This window comes from uncultured Helicobacter sp., from assembly GCF_910577135.1.
GTDB lineage: Bacteria > Campylobacterota > Campylobacteria > Campylobacterales > Helicobacteraceae > Helicobacter_C > Helicobacter_C mastomyrinus.
Genome location: NZ_CAJTLL010000044.1, coordinates 1 through 762, shown reverse-complemented (window position 1 = coordinate 762; position 762 = coordinate 1). Strand labels below are relative to the sequence as shown.

At 30.3% G+C, this 762-nt stretch carries 2 protein-coding genes; one reads left to right on the top strand and one right to left on the bottom strand.

The genetic code is table 11. The features are described from left to right. Window positions 1–179: 179 nt before the first annotated feature. Complete coding sequence (locus QZ289_RS10420) at window positions 180–350, top strand: hypothetical protein (RefSeq protein WP_295702314.1); 171 nt, start codon at window positions 180–182, stop codon at window positions 348–350. A gap of 39 nt (window positions 351–389) precedes the next feature. On the opposite strand, the gene QZ289_RS10415 is transcribed toward QZ289_RS10420, so the two are convergent. Continuing rightward, complete coding sequence (locus QZ289_RS10415) at window positions 390–512, bottom strand: hypothetical protein (protein WP_295702312.1); 123 nt, start codon at window positions 510–512, stop codon at window positions 390–392. Window positions 513–762 lie beyond the last annotated feature (250 nt).

The window sequence follows — 762 nt, the reverse complement described above, 5'->3', positions numbered from 1 at the left end:
ATATTTTATGGTATGTGTCTTTACACCTTTTGCTGTATAGAGTAGTGATATTTCTCAATTTGATATAAGCCAAATACTTAATTACACTTTGTGCTTTATAGCTTATATTATAATAATGGCAAATGTCTACATTTTAGTAAGCAAAAAGTGTATAGAGTGAATATTCTCATATAGAGCAAATGAAATACATAAAAGAAGAACACAAAAGCTATTATTATCAGCATTATGATACAGAAATATGCGCTCTTATATATTTGAAAGATACTATACAATGGCTTAAAGATGAGAGGATTTATGATAATACACAAATCTTTATCTTAAGCAGTCATAGCGGGGCATATCCTTATTGATTTTAAATAATGACGCTCGTCCTGATTCAATATTTTTCTCTAAAGATTTTGGTGGCATAGGGGAGCTGCGTATAGATTATCGCTTGATGATACATTAAGCGTCCCAAGCATTTTTGTGGGAATCTGCCCAATGGCTTCCCTTATGTGCCAAAAATATATCAAAGCATTATCCTGCAAGATTATTCAGTGATAAAACCATTCCCATAAGCTGGGAGATAGAAAAGCACAAGAGCAATCAATGGATACTTGATAAAAATATATGAAACAAGAGACAATATCTATAAAGAAGAGAGTTATGGAGATATAACTAAGGATATATAAATCAATAGGATGGGTTTTAGCAAAAACAGCAAACAAGATTCTAAATTTGAATCTATTTACAAGCAAAACATATCTTTAACTTATATAAAAT